Raw genomic sequence first — 778 nt, forward strand, 5'->3', positions numbered from 1 at the left:
ACGGAGCACGAGAAACTTTGTCTGAATATGGGGGGACCATCCTCCAAGGCTAAATACTACTGACTGACCGATAGTGAACCAGTACCGTGAGGGAAAGGCGAAAAGAACCCCGGAGAGGGGAGTGAAATAGAACCTGAAACCGTATGCGTACAAGCAGTGGGAGCCTACTTTGTTAGGTGACTGCGTACCTTTTGTATAATGGGTCAGCGACTTATATTCAGTGGCGAGCTTAACCGAATAGGGGAGGCGTAGCGAAAGCGAGTCTTAATAGGGCGTTTAGTCGCTGGGTATAGACCCGAAACCGGGCGATCTATCCATGGGCAGGTTGAAGGTTAGGTAACACTGACTGGAGGACCGAACCGACTACCGTTGAAAAGTTAGCGGATGACCTGTGGATCGGAGTGAAAGGCTAATCAAGCTCGGAGATAGCTGGTTCTCCTCGAAAGCTATTTAGGTAGCGCCTCATGTATCACTGTAGGGGGTAGAGCACTGTTTCGGCTAGGGGGTCATCCCGACTTACCAAACCGATGCAAACTCCGAATACCTACAAGTGCCGAGCATGGGAGACACACGGCGGGTGCTAACGTCCGTCGTGAAAAGGGAAACAACCCAGACCGTCAGCTAAGGTCCCAAAGTCATGGTTAAGTGGGAAACGATGTGGGAAGGCTTAGACAGCTAGGAGGTTGGCTTAGAAGCAGCCACCCTTTAAAGAAAGCGTAATAGCTCACTAGTCGAGTCGGCCTGCGCGGAAGATGTAACGGGGCTCAAACCATGCACC

At 51.5% G+C, this 778-nt stretch carries 1 rRNA gene; it reads left to right on the forward strand.

Annotated elements, in window-relative coordinates:
• A 23S ribosomal RNA gene (locus ACF8FB_RS02415) occupies positions 1-778 on the forward strand; the annotation flags it as partial.

The organism is Pseudomonas sp. yb_2 (assembly GCF_043103905.1).
Lineage (GTDB): Bacteria > Pseudomonadota > Gammaproteobacteria > Pseudomonadales > Pseudomonadaceae > Aquipseudomonas > Aquipseudomonas alloputida.